This is a genomic window from Flavobacterium sp. KBS0721 (assembly GCF_002007065.3).
GTDB lineage: Bacteria > Bacteroidota > Bacteroidia > Flavobacteriales > Flavobacteriaceae > Flavobacterium > Flavobacterium piscis.
Map to the genome: position 1 here is coordinate 5,632,284 of NZ_CP042170.1, position 24,628 is coordinate 5,656,911.

Annotated in this window: 25 protein-coding genes; 21 read left to right on the top strand and 4 right to left on the bottom strand. The window is 35.5% G+C overall.

From position 1 onward, the window contains the following. Positions 1 to 33: 33 nt before the first annotated feature. From cydB to B0M43_RS23325, 3 genes are all read right to left on the bottom strand, one after another. A complete protein-coding gene (cydB, locus tag B0M43_RS23315; RefSeq protein WP_078005611.1) occupies positions 34 to 1,110 on the bottom strand; it encodes a cytochrome d ubiquinol oxidase subunit II in 1,077 nt (358 codons plus the stop codon). 2 nt (positions 1,111 to 1,112) lie between these two features. Continuing rightward, complete coding sequence (locus B0M43_RS23320) at positions 1,113 to 2,459, bottom strand: cytochrome ubiquinol oxidase subunit I (protein WP_078005612.1); 1,347 nt, start codon at positions 2,457 to 2,459, stop codon at positions 1,113 to 1,115. Positions 2,460 to 2,694: 235 nt separating this feature from the next. Continuing rightward, positions 2,695 to 3,288 (bottom strand): HD family hydrolase, encoded by a 594-nt coding sequence (locus B0M43_RS23325; RefSeq protein ID WP_078006138.1) that lies wholly within the window; start codon positions 3,286 to 3,288, stop codon positions 2,695 to 2,697. 277 nt (positions 3,289 to 3,565) lie between these two features. Between B0M43_RS23325 and B0M43_RS23330 the strand changes: the two genes are divergently transcribed. The 5 genes from B0M43_RS23330 to B0M43_RS23350 all read left to right on the top strand — a co-directional run bounded on the left by B0M43_RS23330 (position 3,566) and on the right by B0M43_RS23350 (position 7,582). After that, positions 3,566 to 4,984: a rhodanese-like domain-containing protein gene (locus B0M43_RS23330; RefSeq protein ID WP_078005613.1), complete on the top strand. Its 1,419-nt coding sequence runs from the start codon at positions 3,566 to 3,568 to the stop codon at positions 4,982 to 4,984. Positions 4,985 to 5,162: 178 nt separating this feature from the next. Continuing rightward, positions 5,163 to 5,732: a YeeE/YedE family protein gene (locus B0M43_RS23335; protein ID WP_065451431.1), complete on the top strand. Its 570-nt coding sequence runs from the start codon at positions 5,163 to 5,165 to the stop codon at positions 5,730 to 5,732. A gap of 10 nt (positions 5,733 to 5,742) precedes the next feature. After that, on the top strand, positions 5,743 to 6,222 hold the full coding sequence (locus B0M43_RS23340; protein ID WP_078005614.1) for a DUF6691 family protein: 480 nt from the start codon (positions 5,743 to 5,745) through the stop codon (positions 6,220 to 6,222). Between the two features lie 17 nt (positions 6,223 to 6,239). Beyond that, the gene (locus B0M43_RS23345) at positions 6,240 to 6,761 is read left to right on the top strand and encodes a GNAT family N-acetyltransferase (protein WP_078005615.1); all 522 of its coding nucleotides are present in this window, start codon (positions 6,240 to 6,242) and stop codon (positions 6,759 to 6,761) included. Positions 6,762 to 6,808: 47 nt separating this feature from the next. Beyond that, positions 6,809 to 7,582 carry an alpha/beta fold hydrolase gene (locus B0M43_RS23350; protein WP_078005616.1) on the top strand — a complete coding sequence of 258 codons (774 nt, stop codon included), beginning with the start codon at positions 6,809 to 6,811 and terminating at the stop codon, positions 7,580 to 7,582. 410 nt (positions 7,583 to 7,992) lie between these two features. Here the strand turns inward: B0M43_RS23350 and B0M43_RS23355 are convergent, their stop codons facing one another. Continuing rightward, a complete protein-coding gene (locus B0M43_RS23355) occupies positions 7,993 to 8,763 on the bottom strand; it encodes a DeoR/GlpR family DNA-binding transcription regulator (RefSeq protein ID WP_065451427.1) in 771 nt (256 codons plus the stop codon). 156 nt (positions 8,764 to 8,919) lie between these two features. On the opposite strand from B0M43_RS23355, the gene B0M43_RS23360 reads away from it, so the two are divergent. From B0M43_RS23360 to trpB, 16 genes are all read left to right on the top strand, one after another. Beyond that, a complete protein-coding gene (locus B0M43_RS23360; protein ID WP_065451426.1) occupies positions 8,920 to 10,497 on the top strand; it encodes a glycerol-3-phosphate dehydrogenase/oxidase in 1,578 nt (525 codons plus the stop codon). Between the two features lie 30 nt (positions 10,498 to 10,527). Continuing rightward, a complete protein-coding gene (gene glpK, locus B0M43_RS23365) occupies positions 10,528 to 12,024 on the top strand; it encodes a glycerol kinase GlpK (protein ID WP_078005617.1) in 1,497 nt (498 codons plus the stop codon). A gap of 12 nt (positions 12,025 to 12,036) precedes the next feature. Further along, positions 12,037 to 12,768 (top strand): MIP/aquaporin family protein, encoded by a 732-nt coding sequence (locus B0M43_RS23370; protein ID WP_065451424.1) that lies wholly within the window; start codon positions 12,037 to 12,039, stop codon positions 12,766 to 12,768. A 28-nt stretch (positions 12,769 to 12,796) separates the two neighbouring features. Further along, positions 12,797 to 13,555 (top strand): hypothetical protein, encoded by a 759-nt coding sequence (locus B0M43_RS23375; RefSeq protein ID WP_078005618.1) that lies wholly within the window; start codon positions 12,797 to 12,799, stop codon positions 13,553 to 13,555. 496 nt (positions 13,556 to 14,051) lie between these two features. After that, entirely contained in the window at positions 14,052 to 14,513 is a 462-nt protein-coding gene (locus B0M43_RS23380) for a MarR family winged helix-turn-helix transcriptional regulator (RefSeq protein ID WP_065451422.1), read from the top strand. A 4-nt stretch (positions 14,514 to 14,517) separates the two neighbouring features. Next, positions 14,518 to 15,150 (top strand): NAD(P)H-dependent oxidoreductase, encoded by a 633-nt coding sequence (locus tag B0M43_RS23385; RefSeq protein WP_078005619.1) that lies wholly within the window; start codon positions 14,518 to 14,520, stop codon positions 15,148 to 15,150. A gap of 31 nt (positions 15,151 to 15,181) precedes the next feature. Next, entirely contained in the window at positions 15,182 to 15,748 is a 567-nt protein-coding gene (locus B0M43_RS23390) for a YceI family protein (protein ID WP_065451420.1), read from the top strand. A 209-nt stretch (positions 15,749 to 15,957) separates the two neighbouring features. Further along, complete coding sequence (locus B0M43_RS23395; RefSeq protein WP_078005620.1) at positions 15,958 to 17,238, top strand: hypothetical protein; 1,281 nt, start codon at positions 15,958 to 15,960, stop codon at positions 17,236 to 17,238. Positions 17,239 to 17,533: 295 nt separating this feature from the next. Beyond that, positions 17,534 to 18,934 carry an anthranilate synthase component I family protein gene (locus tag B0M43_RS23400; RefSeq protein ID WP_078005621.1) on the top strand — a complete coding sequence of 467 codons (1,401 nt, stop codon included), beginning with the start codon at positions 17,534 to 17,536 and terminating at the stop codon, positions 18,932 to 18,934. Between the two features lie 138 nt (positions 18,935 to 19,072). After that, positions 19,073 to 19,516, top strand: a complete 444-nt coding sequence (locus tag B0M43_RS23405) for a hypothetical protein (protein WP_078005622.1) — start codon at positions 19,073 to 19,075, stop codon at positions 19,514 to 19,516. Between the two features lie 83 nt (positions 19,517 to 19,599). Further along, positions 19,600 to 20,166, top strand: a complete 567-nt coding sequence (locus B0M43_RS23410) for an aminodeoxychorismate/anthranilate synthase component II (protein ID WP_065451414.1) — start codon at positions 19,600 to 19,602, stop codon at positions 20,164 to 20,166. Positions 20,167 to 20,233: 67 nt separating this feature from the next. Next, entirely contained in the window at positions 20,234 to 20,638 is a 405-nt protein-coding gene (locus tag B0M43_RS23415; RefSeq protein WP_078005623.1) for a GNAT family N-acetyltransferase, read from the top strand. A gap of 132 nt (positions 20,639 to 20,770) precedes the next feature. Further along, entirely contained in the window at positions 20,771 to 21,763 is a 993-nt protein-coding gene (gene trpD, locus B0M43_RS23420) for an anthranilate phosphoribosyltransferase (RefSeq protein WP_078005624.1), read from the top strand. Between the two features lie 83 nt (positions 21,764 to 21,846). Beyond that, on the top strand, positions 21,847 to 22,626 hold the full coding sequence (gene trpC, locus B0M43_RS23425; protein ID WP_078005625.1) for an indole-3-glycerol phosphate synthase TrpC: 780 nt from the start codon (positions 21,847 to 21,849) through the stop codon (positions 22,624 to 22,626). A 156-nt stretch (positions 22,627 to 22,782) separates the two neighbouring features. Next, a complete protein-coding gene (locus tag B0M43_RS23430; RefSeq protein WP_078005626.1) occupies positions 22,783 to 23,415 on the top strand; it encodes a phosphoribosylanthranilate isomerase in 633 nt (210 codons plus the stop codon). 12 nt (positions 23,416 to 23,427) lie between these two features. After that, on the top strand, positions 23,428 to 24,609 hold the full coding sequence (gene trpB, locus B0M43_RS23435; RefSeq protein ID WP_078005627.1) for a tryptophan synthase subunit beta: 1,182 nt from the start codon (positions 23,428 to 23,430) through the stop codon (positions 24,607 to 24,609). Positions 24,610 to 24,628 lie beyond the last annotated feature (19 nt).

Sequence of the window (24,628 nt, forward strand, 5' to 3'; positions counted from 1 at the left end):
AAAATTTGTGTAATTCGTGGCTATAAAAAAAACTTAATGTTCTCCATACCCAACATCATCCATCTTCCCGCTAAAAACTCTGTACTGGATAATAAAATAAATAATCACCAGAAATAAAGCGATAAAAAACCAGCTCAATCCGGCGTTTAATCCATATTCTCCGGCAGCAGTATTATAAATAGTCAGTGACGGATTGACATTATTAGTTGAAGGCAAAACATTCGGGAAAATCGAAACCGCCGTTGAAGCAAATCCGCCTACCAAGAACAGAGTTGAAAACAAAAATCCCATTCCGTCTTTTTGCCAGGAACGAACTTTGAATAATCCCAAGATACCAACAAAAGTCATTAACGGAAAAAACCAAAGAATTGGATTCTCTACGAAATTATGAAACGGTTTTGGCTCAATAAAATGCCAGATTTGCAGCGAAATACAAACTAAAACCAATAAAACAATATTTAGTTTAAAAACTACATTTTTCAGTTTTGGATTCAATGCCGAATTCGTTTTATAAATAATCCAGTTCGCACCATGAATTGTCAGCGCAACAACACTCACAATTCCCAGAAAAAGTGTGAACCAATCAATAATTCCCAACTCATTTGCCTGCGGACTAAAAGTTGGATTCCATAAAGGCAAAAAGAAAAAATGTGCTTCCTGAGTCGAAACACCATTGGCTACCATTCCTAAGTTTACACCACGAACAATATTCCCCAAAGCAATCCCGAAGAATAAAGCCAAAAGCAAACTGGCGATCCCAAAAGCTTTATCCCAAATCGCTTCCCACATAGGATGATGCACTTGTCCGCGCATTTCAAGACCAATCGCACGGAAAATCAACAACCATAAAATCATAATCAACGGCAAATAAAATCCGCTGAAAGATGACGCATATAAAGTGGGGAAAGCAAAAAACAAAACACCTCCCGCAGCAATAATCCAAACTTCGTTAGCATCCCAAAACGGACCAATAGCGCTTGTAATTGCTTTTTTATCTTTCTCTTCTTTCGCAAAAAATAAATGAATAATTCCTGCTCCAAAATCGTAACCGTCTAATACAATATAAACGGCCAGAATTCCCATTAAAACAACGTACCAAAAAAATTCCATAATTATATTTTTTCTGAATTCAGTTCAACATTATGAGGTCCTTTATTGATGATTTTTCCAATCAAAAGCAAAAACAACATTCCAAGTAAAAGATACAATCCTATAAAACCTAACAAAGTAAATAAGGTATTTCCGGACGAAACCGTTGGTGACGCTCCAGCAGAAGTTCGCAACAAATTATAAACCAACCAGGGTTGTCTTCCTAATTCGGCCGTGTACCAGCCTGTGGTATTGGCGATGTACGGAAATGGCATCATAAACATCAACGACCACAAAACCCATTTGGTTTCGAATAATTTCTTTCTAATTAACTGAAAAAGTGCAAAAGCCATCAAACCTATAAATATAGTTCCCAGTCCTACCATAATATGATAAGCATAATATAAACCGGAAATATTGGTTGGGTGAAGATCTTCTTCAAACTGATCCAGACCTTTTATTTCCTGATGCCAGCTTCCGTAAGTCAGGAAACTCAGGATATTAGGAACGGCAATTTTATTATCCAGTTTTTTATCTTTTACATCGGGTTGCCCAATTAAAACAATTTCAGAACCTTTCTTTTCGGTATGAAAAATTCCCTCCATTGCTGCAAAAGTTACAGGTTGGTATTTTACGACATTTTTAGCCAGTAAATCTCCCGTTGGAACTGCCACAATAACACTAGAAATCAATCCGAAGATTACGCCTGTTTTCACGAACATTCTTCCGAAAGCAACATTCTTTTTACTCAAAATATAAAAAGCTCCAATTCCGGCCACAACAAATGAACTTGTAACCAAAGATGCTGCCTGATTGTGTAAATACGAAGGCCATAACCATGGATTCAGGAATAAGGCTTTAAAATTCGTCAGCACAAATTTTCCGTTTTCGAGAATTTCATAACCTACAGGATTTTGCATCCAAGAATGTGTGGCTATAATAAGGTATCCACTTGCCCAGGAACCAATCATAATTAATAAGCCGGTTACAAAATGCCATTTATGTCCAATTATTTTTTCTCCAAACAAAAAGATACCCAGAAATGAGGATTCTAAGAAGAAAGAGAACATCCCTTCCATTGCGAGTGTTTGGCCAATAATTCCTCCGGTTAATTCAGAGAATTTTGCCCAATTGGTTCCAAACTGAAACTCCATTGGAATTCCGGTTACAACACCCATCGCAAAATTCAGAGCGAAAATTTTCATCCAGAAATGAGTGGCGTGATTGTATTGATCGTCTTTAGTTTTAAGATATTTCCATTTAAAATAAACAATGATCAGCGAAAGACCCATTGTAAGTTGCGGAAAAAGATAGTGAAAAGTAATGGTGAAGGCGAATTGCATTCGGTCATAAAAAAGCATTTCTTCCATGGCGGTAATTTATTTATGAAGTCTCCTCAAATTTACCCATTAAAACCTGAATTCCCTGCCTTTAAAAGAAGTTTTTTCTTTTTTAAACTATATAAGTTAGATAAGAAAATATAACCTTAGCTTAATCTGAAAAGGTTAAACATACTGCAATAAAAAAATTCATTTAATACATTTAATATAAATATAAAATTCGCAAAACCTAAAATGAACTTATACAATTATAGGGTAAAATTAATTATTCATCTTTCAAAATTCCTTTTGCAACACTTTCATTTATTAATCCTTCGGCATAACTCCATATCGTTTTTGAACCTTCTTTTATAACGCTCTTTTTTTCGTATACTTTTTTATAAGGTACATCAAACTCTTTCCAGGTTCCTCCGTTATTAGAAGTGTTTTGCAATAAAGGTTCTAGTCTGTCCATCGATTTTGCAAACTTGGCTTCGTTGGTTTCACCGGCTTCAAATTCTTCCCAGATAGCAATCATCTCATCAGCTTGTTTTTTAGGCAATAACCCGAAAATACGATTCGCCGCCAATCGCTCTTCATCAGTATTATCATGACTTTTTTGTGTATCGTATATAAAGACATCTCCGGCATCGATTTCGACAATATCATGTATCAGAACCATTTTTACTACTTTTAGAATATCAATTGGTTCGTTTGAATGTTCCGCCAAAACAATCGCCATCAAAGCCAAATGCCAGCTGTGTTCTGCATCATTTTCGTTTCGGTCACTATTAAATAATTTTGTTTTTCGCTGGATATATTTCAATTTATCAATCTCTTTTATAAAAGCGATTTGATTTAATAAATCTTCTGTATTCATATCAATAATTTTCGTTAGTTGTAAAATTACGTAGATTTTTTTTCTTCCACCATATAAGTAATGTAAGTTCATTTTAGCATAATGCAGATTACGCAAACCGTCAATTTTAAAACTATTATTAATTTTTTAAATGTGTATTTTTAAATTTCCTATGGGCTTTATATGATAAAAACACCTTGTCTTTTTTTACACAAAAATCAAATTTGTGTAACATTAGTCACCTATTTTAAGCAAAAAGTAGGTTACCTTTGTATTCCCTTCTTTTAGAATACATATCATGAAAATAGAACAAATTTACACCGGATGTTTAGCACAAGGTGCTTACTATATAACCTCAAATGGCGAAGCTGCGATTATTGATCCGCTTCGTGAAATTCAGCCTTATCTGGATCGTTTAGAACGCGATGAGGTGAAACTGAAATACATTTTCGAAACACATTTCCACGCTGATTTTGTTTCCGGACATGTCGATTTAAGCAAAGAAACTCAGGCACCCATTGTTTACGGGCCAAATGCTGCTTGCGAATTCGACTGCATTTCTGCCGAAGACGGACAAGAATTTAAAATCGGGAAAATCACCATAAAAGCTTTGCATACGCCTGGTCACACCATGGAAAGCACGACTTATTTACTGATCGACGAAAACGGAAAAGATCACGCTATTTTCTCTGGAGACACCTTATTTATTGGCGATGTTGGCCGTCCCGATCTGGCACAAAAAGCAGCCGGAATGACACAGGACCAATTGGCGGGAATTTTATTTCATTCATTAAGAGATAAAATCATGACTTTGGCTGATGACGTTATCGTTTATCCTGCGCATGGTGCGGGAAGTGCCTGCGGGAAAAATATGAGTAAAGAAACGGTTTCGACAATTGGAAATCAAAAAGCAACCAATTATGCCTTGCGCGCCAACATGACCGAAGCCGAATTTATCACAGAAGTTACCGACGGTTTATTACCTCCGCCAGCTTATTTTAGTATGAATGTGGCCATGAATAAACAAGGTTACGAAAGCTTTGAATCGGTTTTGCATAACGGAATGAAAGCAATAGATGTAAAAGAATTTGAGGCTGTAGCCGAAGAAACCGGAGCTTTAATTTTAGACACCAGAAAAAGTGCCGATTTCCATAAAGGATTTATTCCGCAATCGATCAATATCGGAATCAATGGCGATTTTGCGCCGTGGGTTGGGACTTTGATTGCCAATGTAAAACAACCAATTATTTTAGTAACCGAAGCCGGCCTTGAAGAAGAAACTGTAACACGTTTAAGCCGTGTAGGTTTTGATGCAATTATCGGACATCTGGACGGTGGTTTTGAAGCATGGCAAAAAGCAGGTTTTGAAGTGGATACGGTTAACCGAATTTCAGCAGAGCAATTTGCTTCTGAATTTAAAATAGAAGAAGACAAAGTAATCGATATTCGTAAAGAAACGGAATATGAAGCTGAACATATCGAAGACGCTTACAGCAAACCTTTAGCTTATATAAATGACTGGGTAAAAGACATTAATCCGAATGAGCATTTTTATTTGCATTGTGCAGGTGGCTACAGAAGTATGATTGCAGCGTCAATTTTACAAGCGCGCGGTTTTAGAAACTTTACCGAAATTGACGGTGGTTTTGGAGCCATAGCAAAAACAGAAATTCCAAAATCAGATTTTGTTTGCCAGAGTAAGGTTTTGAAAGCATAAACATTGAACATATTTTTTTCACCATATAAGTTATATAAGTTCATTTAATTACGGTACGTTTTAACTCTAAACTGGTTAAACTTATATGAGCTCATATAAGTTCAACGCGATTTAAACTCCAACTTATAATTACCTATATCACTTATATGGTGAAAAAAAAATCAAATTTTTAAATTATATGAATTTATTAGAAATCTTGAGAGAACCTTGGCCTTGGTACGTTTCAGGTCCGTTAATTGGATTAACAGTTCCTATTTTATTGCTTATCGGAAACAAATCTTTCGGGATTAGTTCTTCGCTTCGTCATATTTGTGCGGCTTGTATTCCGGCAAATATTTCGTTTTTTAAATACGACTGGAAAAAAGAAAGCTGGAATTTATTTTTCGTTTTCGGAATTTTCCTTGGAGGAGTTATCGCTGCTTATTTCTTAGCGAATCCAAATCCGGTTGCAATCACGCCACAACTTTCTGAGCAATTAGCCACTTACGGAATCACCGATCATTCCGGTTTATTACCAAAAGAACTTTTTTCCTGGGAAAGTTTATTCACGCTTCGTGGATTTATCATGATCGTTGTTGGAGGCTTTTTAGTAGGTTTCGGAACTCGTTATGCAGGCGGCTGTACAAGCGGACATGCCATTATGGGAATTTCAAATTTACAATGGCCTTCATTAGTAGCGACAATCTGTTTTATGATTGGCGGTTTTATCATGGCGAATTTGATTTTACCTCACATTCTTTCACTTTAAAATTTCAAAAATGAATCATTTAGAAAATAAAAATACAGACACAGAAGGAATCAACGGAAGTCAGATAAAAGATTCAGGATTCTCAAACCTAAAATATATGCTAGTCGGAATTATTTTTGGAATCGTATTCGTAAAAGCCGAAATCATCAGCTGGTACCGCATTCAGGAAATGTTTCAATTACAATCCTTCTTTATGTATGGCGTAATTGGCAGTGCAGTTGTCGTTGGTGTAATATCTGTTCAGATCATTAAAAGATTCAACATCAAAACTATTCAGGGAGAAAAAATCGAAATTCAGCCTAAAAAGTTCAACAAAGGACAAATCTATGGTGGATTGATGTTCGGATTTGGTTGGGCCATTACCGGAGCTTGCCCTGGACCTTTGTTTGCGCAAATTGGCACAGGAGTTACGGTAATTGTGGTTACTTTATTAAGTGCAATTGCAGGAACCTGGTTTTATGGTTTTATTAAAGATAAATTACCTCATTAAGATTTAATACATAAAGAATGAGCAATACAACAGAACAATTCATTTTAAGAAAAGCAGCACTTTCTGAAGTTCCTCAAATCTGGAATATCCTTCAGGACGCCATAGAACAAAGACGACAAGATGGAAGCACGCAATGGCAAGACGGATATCCTAATGAACTTACAATTCAGAATGATATAAAAAACGGTTACGCCTATGTACTTACAGAGAACGAATCGATTTTATGTTACGCTGCTATCATATTCGATAAAGAACCTGCTTACGAAGAGATACAAGGTAAATGGCTTACCAATGGTGACTATGCTGTTGTGCATCGTGTAGCCGCATCAAAACTGGCAAAAGGAAAAGGTATTGCCACAACACTTTTCAAAAACATAGAAGATGTCTGCCTCACAAATACTATTTATAGTATAAAAGTAGACACCAACTTTGACAATATCCCAATGTTGAAAATTCTGGACAAGCTAAATTATACTTATTGTGGCGAAGTCTTTTTTAGAGGATCAGCACGAAAAGCATTCGAAAAAAAGTTAGTTTAAAAATATAATCCCGGAATCAGGAATCAAATAAAAGGCATGTCAAAAAAATGAAGAAAATATATTTTCAAATCTTCTTATCTATATTCTTAATAAGTTGTTCGAATAACAAGAAATCAAATTCTCAAACATCAAACAACAGCTATCCTGTTAAACTTGATAGCATAGAATTATTTGACAAATCGCGAAACCGCAAAATTCCCGTTGCAGTCTTTCAACCTAAATCCGATAAAAAAATTAACAATCAGCAAGTTGTAATTTTTAGTCATGGATACGGAGAAAATAAAGGCGGTGACAATATGATTTATTCCTATTTAACCGAAAGTTTAGCCTCAAAAGGATATTTTGTTATTAGCATTCAGCACGAATTGCCTACTGACGAACTTCTGCCAATGGATGGAGTTCTTAAAGTTACACGTAAACCAAACTGGGAAAGAGGAACAGACAACATTCTTTATGTTTTAAATGAATTTAAAACCATAAAACCCGAATTAGATTTTAAGCATTTAACGCTAATTGGTCATTCGAATGGTGGAGACATGACCGCTTTATTTGCCGTTAAATATCCCAAATTGGTTGATAAAATAATAACAATGGACAATCGCAGAATGCCGCTTCCAAGAGTTAATCATCCTAGAATATATACTTTGCGCTCTAAAAACTATGCTGCAGACGAAGGAGTACTACCAACCGAGCAAGAACAAAAAAAATACAGAATGACGGTTCAGTTCACCCCTATCAACCACAGCGATATGGATAATGACGCAACTCCCGAAGAACGAAAAATAATAATGACAAATATTGAAAAGTATTTAAAACAGTAACCTTTCAAAAAAATGAAAAATAAAACCCGACACATTTCAAAACGTGTTGGGTTTATTTTTTAACCAATAATCTAAAATTAAGGTGGTTGTGCGTTAGAAAAACCAATAATGTTATTCCGAATAAATTCCTCTCAAAATTGTAAATATTTGCATTTCTACTCGGGAGAAATATCCGTAAGTAAATCCGCAATGTAAATCCAATCTTTGTCGAGCTTCTCGCGGAGATTTCTCCTGCGCCGAAATGACAATATTGCGTTTAAACTTTGCTTCTTGGCGCCTTTGCGAGATTAATTTTATTCTTTAAAAAGCTTAACTTAATGACATTGGCTTCTATCCATAGCAAACTACGAACCACTAATTTCAAAAAAAAAAAAAAGACGAGTTTCGTTTTTTCAATCTATATAAAAAAGCTATTTCGAAGCAATAATAACCTCAACTCCTATTTCTTCTAGTTTCGTTTTGGTTTCGATATCAATACCATCATCTGTAATCAGGACATCAATTTTATCTAAATTACAAATCTTTCCAAAACCCCTTACATTCATTTTTGTAGAATCAACCAAGATAATAACCTTTTCCGCCACCGAAATCATGGCTTGATTAAGATGAGCTTCTAATGCATTTGAAGTACTTAATCCAAAATCTAAATGAAGTCCGTCTGCACCCAAAAACAATTTATTGCAAGAAAACTGGCTCAAAATCGACTCCGATATAGGACCAACCGCCGAGTTTGAGCTCTTACGAACATCACCGCCCAATTGAATCGTATCGACATTTGCTTCCTTACTCAATTCTAAAGATACCTTTAAAGACGGTGTAATTACTGTTAATTTCTGAAAACCTGAAATAATCTTAGCCAGATAATGCACATTAGATCCGGAACCCAATATGATGTAATCATAATTATTAATATACTTTAAAGCTTCTTTTGCTATTTGTTTTTTTTGCTCTACCTGCAGCCCTTCTTTATCGCTTAAATCTCTTTCGAAAGCATAAATAGGCTGCTTGCTTGCGCCGCCATGCGTACGATGCAGTAAGTTTTCATTTTCTAAAAAGTTCAAATCCTTTCTTATTGTTACGGTTGAAACATTAAGAATTTCGCATAAATCCGCCACATTGACATGTCCGTTTTTATCCAGTTCTTTCAGTATTTCCTCTTGTCTTTTATTTATAATAACCATAATAACCTGATAATATTAAGATTTTTAAAGCTATAAATGTACGATAAAAAAATAATTCCAAAAAAAACTTATTATATGACTTTTGTTTCGTTTAGTTTCGTTAATTTTGCTTTATAGAAACAAAAAAAGAATAAAAGAAACAAAAACAAACACTATATGAAACGTTCAGAACAGTTATCGAAACTAAAAAACACTGAAAAGTGGGATGTAATTGTAATAGGAGGTGGAGCAAGCGGTCTGGGAACTGCTCTTGATGCCGCAAGCAGAGGTTACAAAACAATTTTAGTCGAAGCAGTAGATTTTGCCAAAGGAACTTCAAGCCGAAGCACAAAATTAGTTCATGGTGGTGTACGTTACTTAGAACAAGGAGATGTGCATTTGGTAAAAGAAGCCCTTAAAGAAAGAGGCCTAATGGCTCAAAATGCCGGTCATTTAGTAAAAAACCAATCCTTTGTAATCCCTAACTACAACTGGTGGGGCGGTTACTTTTATACCATTGGTTTAACCATTTATGATTTATTGGCCGGACGTTTAAGTTTAGGCCGTTCAAAATATATTTCGAAAAGAAAAACAATCGAAATGCTTCCTAATGTAGAAGAAAAAGGCTTAACAAGCGGTGTTATTTATCATGACGGACAATTTGATGATTCACGTCTTGCCATAAATATAGCTCAGACCGCAGCAGAAAAAGGCGCTTGTATTTTAAACTACTGTAAAGTTGTAAACTTATTAAAAGACGATAATAATCAGGTAATTGGGGTTCAGGTTCTGGATCAGGAAACAGGAGACAAATATGACTTAAAAGGATCTGCCGTTATAAATGCAACCGGAGTTTTTACCAACGCTATAATGAAACTAAACGATACTGTTTACAAAAAATATATCGTGCCGAGTCAGGGAATTCATCTGGTTTTTGATAAATCATTTTTACCTGGAGACCATGCGCTAATGATTCCTAAAACAAGCGACGGAAGAGTTTTATTTGCCGTGCCATGGCATAACCGAATTGTAGTAGGAACAACAGACACATTAATCAAAAAACAAAGCTTAGAGCCTATTGCCTTAGAAAGCGAAATTGAATTTGTACTGGAAACAGCACAACGCTTTTTAGCAAAAAAACCAACCAGAGCGGATGTTCTTTCTGTTTACGCAGGTTTACGCCCATTGGCAGCACCTAAAGAAGAAGGAAAAAGCACCAAAGAAGTTTCAAGAAGCCATAAAATCATTGTTTCCGAAACTGGTTTAATCACCATTACAGGAGGAAAATGGACTACTTACAGAAAAATTGCCGAAGACATTATAGACAAAGCAATCAAAACAAGAAAAATACCTGCAAAAGGCTGTAATACAGAACATCTTGCTATTCATGGCAATCAGCCTACTACTACTTTAGACAGAGAAAATCACTTATACATTTATGGTACAGATATCCCTAAAATACGTCAATTGCAGCAAACTGAGCCTGAATTAAATGAGAAAGTACATCCTGATCATGAATTTACAATGGCAGAAGCAGCCTGGGCGATTCGATACGAAATGGCAAGAACTGTAGATGATATTTTAGCAAGACGTGTTCGTTTGCTATTCTTAGACGCCAGAGCCGCAATTCAGTCTTCTGAAAAAATAGCACGATTAATAGCAAAAGAACTGGGACATGACGAAGTGTGGATAACCCAGGAAATTTCAAATTTCAAAGAAATTTCAAAAGGATTTTTACTATCAGAATTTCAATAAAACTTATTACTTAATTATACACTATCAACCATGCAAAACAAATTAATCTTAGCTCTTGACCAGGGAACAACTTCCTCGAGAGCTATTCTATTCAATCATGAAGGAGAAATTGTAAGCCTCTCTCAAAAACCGTTTGAGCAAATTTTCCCCAAACCAGGATGGGTAGAACACGATCCTAACGAAATCTGGTCTTCGCAAATAAGCACTGCTGCTGAAGTAATTGCAAAAGTAGGAATCTCAGGCCGCGAAGTTGCAGCAATTGGAATCACCAACCAGCGCGAAACTACTATTGTATGGGACAGGGAAACCAGCGAACCTATTTATAATGCTATTGTTTGGCAAGATCGCAGAACAGCAAAATTTTGTGACGAATTGAAAGTACAAGGCCATGCTGATATGATTCAGAAAAAAACGGGCCTAATCCTCGATGCTTATTTCTCAGGAACAAAAGTAAAATGGATTTTGGACAATGTTCCCGGAGCGCGTAAAAAAGCAGAAGAAGGAAAACTTTGTTTTGGTACTGTTGACACTTGGCTTATCTGGAAACTTACTCGTACCAAGTTATTCATGACTGATGTTTCTAATGCCAGCAGAACTTTATTATTCAACATTCATACCTTAGAATGGGATAACGAATTGTTAGAATTATTCGATATCCCAAGAGCCATGCTTCCCGAAGTAAAACAAAGCAGTGAAATTTACGGAGAAACCTGCACTACCCTATTTGCAACCAAAATTCCTATTGCCGGAGTTGCCGGAGATCAGCAAGCAGCGCTTTTTGGTCAATTGTGTACCAGTTCAGGAATGGTAAAAAATACTTACGGAACAGGTTGTTTTATGCTAATGAATACGGGTGAAAAACCAATTCAGTCTACTAATAATTTATTAACCACTATCGCCTGGAAAATCAACGGAAAAACAACTTATGCTTTAGAAGGCAGTGTTTTCGTTGGAGGAGCTGCTGTACAATGGCTACGAGACGGAGCAAAAATGATCAGCTCGTCAGAAGAAATTGAAGCTCTTGCCTCTAGCGTTCCTGATAATGGCGGTGTTTATTTTGTTCCTGCCTTAACCGGTTTAGGAGCTCCTTACTGGGACCAATATGCGAGAGGCGCAATGTTTGGTATCACCAGAGGAACTACAAATGCACATATTGCCAGAGCAACTTTAGAAGGGATTGCTTATCAGGTAAATGATTTAGTTAAAGCTATGGAAGCTGATTTTGGCGACAAAGGAAAAGAACTAAGAGTTGACGGAGGTGCTGCGAAAAATAATTTACTAATGCAATTTCAATCGGATATTTTTGGGTCAACGGTTACAAGACCAAAAACACTCGAAACAACTGCTCTTGGCGCTGCTTATCTGGCAGGACTTGCTGTAGGATATTGGGCGAGTCTAGAGGATTTGAAAGAACAGTGGTCTATAGACAAGATATTTTCACCAGAAATGGAAAAACCAAAAGTAGACATTCTTGTAAAGAACTGGAACAAAGCGGTAGGACGCGCATCTCAATGGATTGAAGACTAAAAAATAAACATTATGACTCCCTTTATAGCAGAAATTTTAGGCACAATGGTAATGATTTTATTAGGAAATGGCGTTGTAGCAAACGTGAACCTAAAAGGTACCAACGGAAACAGTTCAGGTTGGATTGTAATTACCACCGCGTGGGCATTTGCCGTTTTTGTAGGCGTAACTATTGCAGGGCCTGTTAGTGGAGCGCATTTAAATCCTGTTGTTACACTTGGGTTGGCACTTATAGGAAAATTTAGCTGGAGCTTAGTTCCTACCTATATACTTGGTGAAATGATTGGCGCAATGTTAGGTGCTTTTTTAGTGTGGTTATCACATAAGGATCATTTTGCCGCTACAGAAGATGAAGGCGCAAAACTTTCCTGTTTTTCTACAGGACCTGCCATCAAAAATAATGTTTCGAATTTGCTGAGTGAAGCAATTGCAACTTTTGTTTTGATTTTTTCGATCTTTTACATTGCAGGACCGAGCCTCAATATTGCCAGTGATACCAATGCAGCAATTGGTTTAGGAACTATAGGTGCGCTTCCTGTCGCTATAGTCGTATGGGCAATTGGTTTATCATTAGGAGGTACGACGGGATACGCCATAAATCCCGCAAGAGATTTAGGGCCAAGAATTATGCATGCTATTTTACCTATAAAAGGAAGCAGTAATTGGGGATACGCCTGGATACCTATTGTAGGCCCAATAATTGGAGCTTCGCTGGCTGCTGCATTATATCTTACTCTTAATTAACATCATCTTCTTTTAATCTAAAAATTTCATGAAAAATCTTTTTCTTTCTATGATAATAATCATAGGACTAACTGGCTATGCTCAGGAAACAACGCCAGAAAGCAAAGAACCAAGCCGATTAAATTTTAATGTTACTCTAGCAACCAGTCATCTCTGGAGAGGATTAATTATAAGCCCAAGCATGACTGCTATGGGAGATATTCATTATACTTTTGATAAAAAACGAAACTTTTCGGTTGGGGTTTGGGGCGGTAATAGCTTTGATGGTAAATATACTGAGGTCGATTATTACGTTCAATACAAACATAAAGGACTCACAATTGGTTTGTGGGATTTGTTCAATACTACAAATGTGGAACATCCTGAAGTTTTTAATTATGATAAAAACACTACGACGCACCTTATTGATTTGAGAACTTCATATCGTTTTCCTGAGGCATTTCCTTTACGAATTGAAGCTGACATTATTCTTTATGGAAATGATAAGGAATTACAACCTGATCTTGATTATAAAAACAGATACTCCACTTATGTAGAGTTAGGCTATCCGTTGATAAAAAATGATCAGATCACATTAGATACATATATAGGTGCAGGATTTTCGCTTGACGGAAAATCAAATCTATATTCATCGAATACAGATCGTAATTTCAACATAGTCAATGCAGGTTTTAAAGCTTCGAAGGATATTTCTATATTTCAATATAAACTTCCTGTTTTTGCAGGCATTATGTGGAATCCTGCCGAAAAATATACTCGTATGCAATTAGGGGTTTCATTATTTTAAAAAACCGGAACAATAATTTCTTTATAAAACCCGACAAGTCTTTATGACCTGTCGGGTTTGTTGTATACTGGATTCGCATGAGGGATAGAAGCTAATCCGCCGCGGCGGACCGGATAGCCCGACAGCATCCCGATAAGAGGGCGTATACGCGCAAAGTAAATTTGCCCTCTTATCGGGATGGTGGCATGCCCTGATGTTTAATTTTAGATTTTTGAGTTTAGATTTTAGATTTCTGAATTACTTACATATTTGGATTGATAAGAACTTGTCAAAATTTTAAACTTTGGCAAAGTTGAGATTAGCAACTTTATATTTTAGTTAAATATCAAATAAACAGGATTTTAGATTGAAAAAATAAAGTATTTTTATACTAATTATATAGAGTTTATGAACCGCATCTTGTTGTTATTTGAATTAACAAAAAATTAACACAACATTTGTATATACAACTATTAAAAGATATACATTTGTATATACAAATTATACACTTACGACTATGACAATTGAAGAGGTTATAAAAAGTACAGTTAAGATGGATAATGCGAAAAAAGTTATTCTGAATATCATGTACACGCAAAACGTGATTCAGGATCATTTCAACGAGTTGATAAAACCGTATGATCTATCCGGAGAACAGTACAATGTGTTACGTATATTAAGAGGACAAAAAGGAAATCCTGCTAATATGTGTGTTATACAGGAACGTATGCTGGCTAAAACAAGTAATACAACCCGATTGGTAGACAAATTATTACTGAAGGATTTTGTTACCAGAAATGTTTGCCCTGGCAATAGACGCAAAATTGAAGTTTTAATCACCCAAAAGGGATTAGATGTTTTGAAAGAATTAGACCCGAAGGTAGATGAACACGAGCGCGCATTTGCTGAGAACATAAGTCCTGAAGAATTAGAATTACTAAATAAATTATTAGAAAAATACCGAACCGAACAAAATTAATTTTATGAGCACATTATTAGACAATCTAAATTGGAGATATGCAACAAAAAAATTTGATGCAACAAAAAAAATATCTTCAGAAGATTTAAATACTTTAAAAGAAGCTGTTAGACTGGCTGCTTCTTCATACGGATTACAACCTTATAAAGTTGTGATCGTAGAAAATCCTGAAATTAGAGAACAATTGAAAGCTGCTGCTTACGGTCAGACTCAAATTACAGATTCATCTCAGTTATTTATTTTTGCTAACGACTTAAATGCCGGACCAGAATCTGTAGCTGCTTATATTCAAAACATTAGCGAAACAAGAGGAATTCCTACTGAGGCTTTAGGCGGATTTGCAGATATGATGAACGGTGTGATTTCGAACTTATCACAAGAGGCTAAAAATATCTGGACTGCAAAACAAACTTATATTGCTTTAGGAACTTTATTGGCTGCTGCTGCTGAGTTGAAAATCGACGCAACTCCAATGGAAGGTTTTAATCCTGCTGCATTCAATGAAATCTTAGGTTTCGACAAATTAGGCTTAAACGCATCAGTAATTGCTACTGTTGGTTACAGACATGATGAGGACGACACTCAACACTACAAAAAAGTTAGAAAATCTCACGAAGAATTATTTATCACTATATAATTATTATTAATCCAAAATCAATTTTAACAACATGAAAAATTTAAAAACAATTGCAATAGCATTATTCGTAGCAGCGGCTAGTATTTCAGTAAATGCTCAAACTAAAAAAATCGACGTAAAAGCATCTACTATCAAATGGGTAGGTAAAAAAGTAACTGGAGAGCACTCTGGAACTGTAAACTTTAAAGACGGAGCTGTAGTATTTAAAGGAAAAAAATTAACTGGTGGTTCTTTTACTGTTGATATGACTTCTTTGACTGCAACTGATTTAACTGGAGAATACCAAGGGAAATTAAACGGTCACTTAAAAGCTGACGATTTCTTTGGAACTGACAAATTCCCAACTGCAAAATTAGTTTTCAAAACTATCGGAGCTAAATCTACTGATGTTTACACAGTAACTGCTGATTTGACTATCAAAGGAATTACTAAACCTGTAACTTTTGACATCGCTGTAGCTGGAAACACTGCAACTACTGCTTTCAAAGTTGACAGAACTAAATATGACATCAAATACAACTCTGGTAACTTCTTCGAAAACTTAGGAGACAAAACTATCAATGATGATTTTGAATTGACTGTAGCTTTAAAATTCTAATATTTTAAAATTCACACACAATTCTTACTATTATAAGAAAAACCCCAATGGTTCAAAACTATTGGGGTTTGTTTTTATATTATTCTCAAAAAGATAACATCCTTAATATTCACATAACACTTTCGTAATAACATCTAAGACTTTGATTAACATTGGGCTTCTAATTTTGAACTAATTAAAAAACAAAACTAGAAATCAAAATTATAGTTATGAAAGCAAAAATACATATTGCAATTATTACTCTTCTAAGTACCCTATTTTTACAAGCCCAACAACAACCTAAAGGAATTATTGGCAACTCAAACTGGATGGGCAACTGGGCCAATTTTAAGCCAGCAAATACTGAATATAACGAAGCAACAAACATTATTGCCGGCACTATAGACAAAGATACCAAGTTATTAAAACGAAATACATACCAGTTAGTGGGTGTTGTTTATGTAACAAAAAATGCCGTTTTGACCATTGAACCAGGAACTGTTATTCGCGGAGACGACAAAACTTGCGGGACACTTGTAATAACGAATGGTGCAAAAATTATGGCCGAAGGATTAGAAACCGACCCTATTATTTTTACTTCGAATAAAGAAATTGCTGACAGGAAACCCGGAGACTGGGGTGGAATTATTGTACTTGGAAAAGCGCCAATTAATACGATTGGCGGCGTACATACCTTACCTTTTGATCTGGAACCAATGCTGAATCATTATGGAGGTCAGGATGCCGAAGACAATTCAGGGATTTTAAAATATGTAAGAATTGAATATTCCGGAAGGAAACTGAGTGCTGCAAAAGAACTTAACGGACTTTCGCTAGCCGGAGTGGGCAGAAAAACAGTTTTAAGCAATATCCAGATTAGTTTTTCTAACGATGATTCTTTCGAATGTTATGGTGGAGATTTAAATATGAATAATCTGGTTTCATACAGAACTACCGATGATGATTTTGATTTTACACAAGGAGCTCAAATCAACATTAGCAACAGTATCGCTATTCGTCATCCTTTTTCATCAGATATTTCAGGTTCAAGATGTTTTGAGGTAGATTCTTATGACAAAATTGGAAATACGGATATGACTAAAAAAATTACTAAAATAACGGCCAGCAACATTACTTTGGTAAACATGGAAGAAAACAATCAGGGACTTGTACGTGAGTCTGTTTACGTTAGAGAAAATACTTTATTTACTTTATCAAACAGTATCGTTTCAGGTTTTTCTCCGTTTGTTTTATTGGAAGGAAATATTGGAAATGGCGATGTTAATTTAGCTAAAATTGCATTTAAAAACTTAATCGTTAACAATTGTAATGGCGGAATTGTAAGCGAAGCAGGTGGTGCAAATGCATCACTTCAAAAATTTTACAGCAATCCTGATTTCGAAATAAATTATACAAAGCTCAAAAACAACGAATTGTTTACAACGCCTAATATCAAAGGAAATCCGGATTTTAGGATGAACCAAAACAACACAATTGCGATTGGAAATTAGCTCTTTAAAGTAATTTAAAACAGTAGAATTTAACAAATTTTAAAATTTAGAAAAGATTTTTTTGAAATTTTATGTATTCTAATCCAATTTACATTTATATCTTTGTCACATCAAAATAAGAAAATGAAAACATTAATGAACAATACTTGGTGGTGGAAGAATTTACGTCAAACGTCGTGAACTAAGCTTCCTATGGTATTTTCAAAACTATAAATATAAAAGGCTTGTCATCACGACAAGCCTTTTTTTTTGGCCGAAACTAAAGCAAATATTCTAAAAATTAAAACTATATACATTGAAACCTTTTATACTCAACACACACTACAAACAAATTCTGGCAGACACCATCACGCCGGTAAGTATTTATTTTAAAATCAGAGATAAATTTCCAAATAGTTTACTTCTTGAAAGTAGTGATTATCACGGAAATGATAACAGTTTCTCTTATGTTTGCTGCAACCCGATTGCGACAATTAAAATTGAAAACGAAATTATCTCCAAAACTTTTCCTGACGGAACTACCGAACAAATTGCAATTGATGCTTCGACAAATATTCCACAAGTAATTCAGGAATTTTCGAGCCAGTTTAAATCAGAGAAAAATGATTTTAAATTCATTAATAATGGTTTATTTGGATATATTTCTTATGATGCTGTTCGTTATTTTGAGAAAGTTTCGATTGCTAAAAAAGACACTGCGACTTTAATTCCGGATGTCTTTTATGCCGTTTATCAAAACATTATTGCAATCAATCATTTTAAAAATGAAGCGTATATTTTCTGCCACAGCGTAGACGGAAAAAATAATATTGCCGAAATCGAACAATTATTACAATCCAGAAATATTGCATCCTACAAATTCTCTAAAGAAGGCGAAGGTTTCTCTAACTTAACCGATGAAGAATTTAAGCACAATGTGGCTTTAGCCAAAAAACATTGTTTCCGTGGAGACGTTTTTCAATTGGTTTTATCACGTCGTTTTACACAAGGTTTCAAAGGCGACGAATTCAATGTTTACAGAGCATTGCGCAGTATCAATCCATCTCCTTATTTATTCTTTTTTGATTATGGAGATTTCAAAATATTTGGGTCTTCGCCCGAAGCACAAATTATCGTAAAAAACAGAAAAGCAGAAATTCATCCTATCGCAGGAACATTCAAAAGGACTGGAAATGACGAACACGATGCGGTTTTAGCCAAACAACTTTCTGAAGACAAAAAAGAAAACAGCGAACACGTAATGTTAGTCGATTTGGCCAGAAACGATTTAAGCAGAAACGGACACGATGTAAACGTGGAGAAATACAGAGAAGTTCAGTTTTTCTCGCACGTAATTCACTTAGTTTCTAAGGTTACAGGACATTTACATGAAAAAGCTACAACAATGCAAGTCGTTGCCGATACTTTTCCAGCCGGAACTTTAAGCGGAGCACCAAAACATAGAGCCATGCAACTGATTGAAGATTACGAAAAAACAAATCGTAATTTCTACGGAGGCGCAATAGGATTCATGGATTTTGAAGGAAACTTTAATCACGCCATTATGATTCGAACTTTCTTAAGTAAAAATCACCAATTGCATTGTCAGGCCGGAGCCGGAATTGTTGCCAGTTCAGACGAAGAAAGCGAAATGCAAGAAGTTTATAATAAATTAAGAGCGTTGAATACAGCGCTTGAAATGGCGGAGAAAATTTAGTTTCAAGTTTTCTTTGTTTCAGGTTTCAAGTTGTTGGAACGTGACACGAGGCTTTAGCCGAATGGCGAAGCAAATTTTAAACCTGAAACTTGAAACAATTAACAAACAAACCATAAAACCATAAAACCATAAATAATCATGAAAAAAGCAATTTCAATTTTATTTTTAATCATTGGCGTAACAGCTTGCAATTCAGAAAAAAAAGAGAATCCACTTGAAGGAACCTGGCGTCTGATATCAGCAGAAACGACAGAAAAAGATTCGACTTTCTCGACTTTCAATCCAAAAACAAAAATGATTAAAATTATAAATAATACTCATTTTGCTTTTTTCAATCATGATTTAAATAATGGCAAAGATTCGACAAATGCAGTATTCTTTGGCGGAGGCGGAAAATATACTTTGAAAGACAGCGTTTACACCGAAAATCTGGAATATTTCAACAACCGTCAATGGGAAAATGGCAAATTTGAGTTCGTCGTAAAAATCAAAAATGACACACTAACTCAAAAAGGAATCGAAAAAGTAGAAAAATTAGGAATCAATCGAATTATTACAGAAAAATACGTTCGAGAAAAATAAAAATTAGTTTTCAGTCTCAGTTTACAGTCTCAGTTTGAGGACTTAGTAACTCAGAAACTTAGCAACTTAGCAACTCAAAAAAAATGAAAAAAATATTAGTTATAGACAATTACGATAGTTTCACTTATAATTTAGTGCACTATTTAGAAGATTTAAACTGCGAAGTAACCGTTTACAGAAACGACGAATTTGATATTGACGAAATCGCTTCTTTCGATAAAATATTACTTTCTCCGGGACCTGGAATTCCGGATGAAGCGGGTTTATTAAAAGAAGTAATCCAGAAATACGGACCAACTAAAAGCATTTTAGGAGTTTGTTTGGGACAGCAGGCAATCGGAGAAGTTTTTGGCGGAACGCTTTCAAACCTTGATAAAGTATATCACGGAGTTGCAACCAATGTAAAAACAGTAGTTTCTGATGAAATTTTGTTTGAAGGATTAGGAAATGAATTCGAAGTAGGAAGATATCATTCTTGGGTTGTTGATGCAAATTTACCAGACGTTTTAGAAGCCACTTCAATAGACGAAAATGGACAAATTATGTCACTGAGACACAAAACTTATGATGTGAGAGGCGTTCAGTTTCACCCAGAAAGTGTGTTGACACCAAAAGGAAAATTGATATTAGAGAACTGGATAAAAAGTTAGTATTCAGTCTCAGTTTACAGCCACAGTTCAAAACCTTAGAATCTTAGCAACTTAGAACCTCAAAAAAATGATAACTATTTCAGAAACCAGAGAAATCAACATTGAAGACATTTTGATTTTATACAAAGAAAATGAATGGAGTTCGGCCAATAAACCAAACGAATTATACAATGGTCTTTTAAATTCCGAAACTTTAATTACGGCTTGGGAAGGCAAAAAGCTAGTCGGACTTGGGAATGCGATTTCTGATGGATTTTTGACTGTTTATTATCCGCATTTATTGGTACTTCCGGACTATCAGGGAAAAGGAATTGGAAAATTGATTATGGATAAAATGCAGGAGAAATACAGTCATTTTCACATGCAAATGTTAACCGCCGACGGAAAAGCAGTTGATTTTTATAAAAAAAACGGATTTGAAAGAGCCGGAAAAACAGAACCCATGTGGATTTATCAAGGAAATGAACATTAAAAAGCAGTATTCAGTGTTCAGAGTTTTTAGTATTCAGTCACAGTTTTCAGTCGCAGAATTAACTTGAAACCTGAAACCTGAAACAAAAACTTAGAACCTTAGTATCTCAGAATCTTAGCAACTTAAAAAAAAATGAAAACTATATTAAATAAATTAATCAATCACGAAGTGCTTACAAAAGAAGAAGCCAAAGACGTATTGATTAATATCTCAAGTGGAAATTATAATTCAAGTCAGATTTCGGCATTTTTGACCGTATTCATGATGCGCAGTATTACGATTGATGAGCTTTCGGGTTTTCGTGAAGCATTGTTAGAATTGTGCGTTCGCGTTGATTTATCAGCTTACAACACCATCGATTTATGCGGAACGGGTGGCGACGGAAAAGATACTTTTAACATCTCCACTTTAGCATCGTTTATATCAGCAGGCGCGGGAATAAAAGTTGCCAAACACGGAAATTACGGCGTATCCTCTATTTCAGGATCAAGCAACGTAATGGAAAAAATGGGAATTAAATTCAGTAACGATCCTTCATTCTTAGAAAAATGTATCGACAAAGCCGGAATTTGCGTTTTACATGCTCCCCTATTTCACCCTGCAATGAAAAATGTTGGGCCAATCAGAAAAGAACTGGCAGTAAAAACGTTCTTCAATATGTTGGGACCAATGGTAAATCCGTCGTTTCCACAGAATCAATTGGTAGGCGTTTTCAATTTGGAATTAGCCAGAATGTATGCTTACTTATACCAGAATACAGATATCAATTTTACCATTTTACATTCGCTTGACGGATATGACGAAATTTCCTTGACAGGGCCAACCAAAACAATAACATCACACATGGAAGGAATGTTGAAACCAGAAGATTTTGGAGTTAGGCTTCTCTCTCAAACCGAAATCGAAGGAGGAAAAACCATCGAAGAATCGGCAGATATGTTTACCACTATCATTTCAGGAAAAGGAACAGAAGCCCAAAATAATGTGGTTCTGGCCAATGCTGCAATGGCAATTGCAACGGTTACAAAATGTTCTCCGTTAGAAGGATTTGAATTAGCAAAAGAAAGTCTTTTTTCAGGAAAAGGCTTAAAGGCACTACAAACATTACAGGAATTAAGTAAGTAAAAAATAGTTTCAAGTTTTCTTTGTTTCAGGTTTCAAGTTGTTGGGATCTGAAACTTGAAACCTGAAACCTGAAACAAAGAAATATGAATATTTTAGATAGAATCATAGTTGACAAACAAAGGGAAGTCGTTCTTAAGAAATCAATCATTCCGGTTTCACAATTGGAAAGTTCAGTATTTTTTGGAAGAGAGACAATTTCATTAAGTCAAAAACTAAAAGCAAGTTCAACCGGAATTATTGCAGAACACAAACGTCGTTCTCCATCAAAATCAGTAATCAATCATAGTTTTACTGTTGAAGAAGTAGTAAAAGGATATGAAAATGCAGGTGCTTGCGGAATTTCGGTTTTAACTGACGGGAAATATTTCGGAGGTTCTTTAGACGATTTACTTTTGGCAAGAGCGAGCGTGAATATTCCGCTTTTGCGAAAAGAATTTATTGTTGATGAATACCAAATCCTGGAAGCCAAAGCTTTTGGAGCCGATTTAATTTTATTGATCGCTGCGGTTTTAACCCGTGAGGAAATCAAATCATTATCTCAATTTGCAAAGAAATTAGGTTTGGAAGTTTTATTGGAAGTTCACAACCAAGAAGAATTAGAAAAATCGATTATGCCAAGTTTAGACATGATTGGCGTGAACAACAGAAACCTAAAAACATTTGAAGTAAGTCTGGATTTCAGCAAACAACTGGCATCACAAATTCCAGATGAATTCGTTAAAGTTTCAGAAAGTGGAATCTCCTCAATCGAAGCCATTTCAGAATTAAGACCATACGGTTACAGCGGATTTCTAATTGGAGAAAGCTTCATGAAAACAGATAATGCAGGTCAAGCAGCAACAGAATTCATAAGCAAACTATGACTTTAAGTTTGCCACGAATTACACTAATTTTCACTAATTCAATTCGTGATAATTTGTGCAATTCGTGGCAGAAAAACTGCCTGTCTTAGCGCCTTTGTGGCAAAAAATAAAAAAAACTTAGTGTCTTAGTGCCTTCGTGGCAAAAACAACAATAAAATGAAACTCAAAATATGCGGAATGAAATATCCTGAAAATATACTCGAAGTAGGTGCACTCCTACCCGATTATATGGGATTTATTTTCTGGGAAAAATCCGCAAGATACTTTAACGGAGAAATTCCGGAACTGATAGCAACGGTCAAAAAAGTGGGCGTTTTTGTCAATCAGTATCAGGAAGAAATTCTGGCGAAAGTGTCAAAATATAATTTACAAGCCGTTCAATTACACGGAAATGAATCTGTTGAATTTTTATCAGAATTAAAAAAAGAATTGCCAAAGAAAGTCCAAATCATAAAAGCTTTTTCTGCAGATAATGATTTTGATTTTGAAACCATAAAACCTTTCGAAGCAGTTTCCGATTTTTTCCTTTTTGATACAAAAGGAAAACTGCCAGGCGGCAACGGAACCACTTTTGACTGGACCATATTAAAAAAATACAAGTCTGAAAAACCCTTCTTTTTGAGCGGCGGCATCGGAATAAACGAATTAAAAGCCATTGAAGAGATATCAAAAACCAATTTACCTATTTATGCTATTGATGTAAATAGTAAATTTGAAATCGAACCGGGGCTGAAAAACAAAAATCTATTTAGCAATTTCAAACGAAAATTTGATGTTGCCAACTTTTAAACTTGAAACGAAATGAACTTTAACGTTAACGAAAAAGGATATTACGGAGAATTTGGAGGAGCTTATATTCCCGAAATGCTGTATCCGAATGTAGAAGAATTACGTCAGAATTATTTAAAAATAACGAGCGAACCCGATTTTAAAGCGGAGTTTGACCAGTTATTAAAGGATTACGTTGGACGCCCTAGTCCGCTTTATTTTGCGAAGCGTTTATCTGAAAAATACAATACTAAGGTGTATCTGAAAAGAGAAGACTTAAATCATACCGGAGCGCATAAAGTTAACAATACTATCGGGCAAATATTAGTTGCAAAACGTTTAGGCAAAAAAAGAATTATTGCTGAAACCGGAGCTGGTCAACACGGTGTTGCAACCGCTACAGTTTGTGCTTTAACGGGCTTGGAATGTATCGTTTACATGGGCGAAATTGATATTGCACGTCAGGCACCAAACGTGGCTCGTATGAAAATGTTAGGCGCAGAAGTTCGTCCGGCACTTTCGGGTTCAAGAACGTTGAAAGATGCTACAAACGAAGCAATTCGTGACTGGATCAATAATCCAGTTGACACCCATTATATTATTGGATCAGCGATTGGACCGCATCCTTATCCGGATATGGTGACACGTTTTCAGAGTGTAATTTCTGAAGAAATAAAATGGCAGTTAAAAGAAAAAGAAGGACGAGAAAATCCTGATTATGTTGTAGCTTGCATCGGCGGAGGAAGTAACGCTGCCGGAACCTATTATCACTTTTTACACGAACCTGAAGTAGGTATTATTGCCGTTGAAGCTGCCGGAAAAGGTGTCGATAGCGGTCATAGCGCTGCAACCAGTAAATTAGGAAAAGTGGGCGTTATTCACGGTTGCAAAACCCTTTTGATGCAAACGCCAGACGGACAGATTACAGAACCGTATTCGATTTCTGCAGGTTTAGATTATCCTGGAGTTGGTCCAATGCACGCACATTTAGCACAAACCGGACGCGGGGAATTTTTCTCTGTTACTGATGATGATGCGATGAATGCAGGCTTACAATTAACAAAATTAGAAGGAATAATTCCAGCGATCGAAAGTGCGCATGCTTTTGCCGTTTTAGATCAAAAGAAATTTAAACCGACAGATGTTGTAGTTATAAGTCTTTCAGGGCGTGGCGATAAAGATTTAGACAATTATATTGAATATTTTAAGTTGTAAAATAAAACGAGAAAATCAT